This is a genomic window from Stenotrophomonas sp. 05L414_2 (assembly GCF_056397905.1).
The window spans coordinates 1-1,111 of record NZ_JBFTOJ010000329.1 but is presented as its reverse complement, the minus strand read 5'-3'; the positions used below and the strand labels follow the sequence as shown (position 1 = coordinate 1,111).

General features: G+C 36.8%; 1 protein-coding gene. It reads right to left on the bottom strand.

The window, feature by feature from the left end; genetic code table 11:
* On the bottom strand, positions 1-1,103 hold a 1,103-nt coding region (gene istA, locus AC1DJN_RS22055; protein WP_478040303.1), incomplete at its 3' end, for an IS21 family transposase.
* Positions 1,104-1,111 lie beyond the last annotated feature (8 nt).

The following is a 1,111-nucleotide window of genomic DNA, read 5'->3' as shown; positions in this document are numbered from 1 at the left end:
TCATACACTTGTAGCCCTACTTTTTTACCTTGATACCCCGGTGGTACGGAGTATTGATGGGACTTGTAGGAAATCATGCTCGATGCATTGACTTTTACCAGTGTAAAATCAATCTTGTAGGAATCTCTTACTCGTTCAGTTGGTAGCTGGAGTAATTGATTCTTTTCTTTTTGCCATTCTAAAATAGGGATTTTATTGGTCCCTTGATGAACTTCATGGTTAATTCGATTACATAGCTGTTGAATATATGTATGTAATTCTGTCATGTTAAACTTCCCTTGATAGGCATGAATCTCATCCAAAAACTTCATCGTTGTCTCAACCTTTCCTTTTGTTCGTGGACGACCTGCTACACAAGGCTTCACCTTAAATCCAAAATCCTTCGCGAAGTGCGCAAACTTCGCATTCACTTTCCCCGCAAAATGTTCTGTTCGTGCTTCATCCATCACGGTTTTCATATTGTCAGTGATGAGTTCTTCTGGTACACCACCCATTTTTTCAAACGTGTCGGTTAAGAAAGAAAATAAAACTGCTTGCGATTTGGAAATACTCATATAAAAGAATCGCATACGAGAGTGGCTCAGCACTAACACAGCTACATTAATCTCCACCTGTTCACCATCACTTGTTTCATAAAGAATACTTTCTTTCCAATCTAGCTGTGCTTGTTTTCCCATACGTGTTTCATAACGAATACCGCTATGCAAAGAAGATAAGCGTTCATCTTTCTCAAAGTAAGCCTTAAATTCTGGCGTGTTGGCAATATAGGTACGAAATGTAGATTGTCCACACTCTAAACCATGGTTGTCTTTTAAATACTGCCAAAGATTACGTCGATAATAAAATACCTGCTTAGAATCTTCTGATAAGAGGCTGGCAATAATCGGGTAGAACTCATCAATTTTAGATGGCTTATTCCGCTTTGTTTTTGGTATAAAACCATTTAAATATTTATCGATTGTTCGTCGATCTACGCCCATATCCCTCGCTAATTTACTTTTATTAATCTTCATGTTTAAATGCTCCATTACTTGTTTAAAATTTGCTAAATCTGAAAGACTATTAATTTTAAATTCTGTCTCAATCTCTAGTTGAATATGCATACTAACAC